General features: G+C 72.3%; 1 pseudogene. It reads left to right on the top strand.

The features are described from left to right. Positions 1-231 (top strand): annotated as a pseudogene (locus KVT14_RS21685) (endonuclease NucS domain-containing protein); the annotation flags it as partial.

The following is a 231-nucleotide window of genomic DNA, read 5'->3' as shown; positions in this document are numbered from 1 at the left end:
ACCGAGGACGCCGCGGGCGAGGCGCTCGAGCGCGGCGTCGCCCAGGTGTGGACCGTGCAGCACACCAAGAGCGACGGCCGGCTGGTCATCGAGGTGCACGAGGTGCTGCACGACTCCGACCACGACCTGGGCGTCGGCCCCGGTCTGATCAAGGACGGCGTCGAGGCGCACCTGCAGGAGCTGATGGCCGCGCAGATCGACGGGGTCGGCGCGGGACAGACGATGGTGCGC

It is taken from the genome of Cellulomonas sp. GbtcB1 (genome assembly GCF_019091725.1).
Classification (GTDB): Bacteria; Actinomycetota; Actinomycetes; order Actinomycetales; family Cellulomonadaceae; genus Cellulomonas.
Note: the sequence above shows the minus strand (reverse complement) of the source record. Positions and strands in the feature narration are given on the sequence as shown.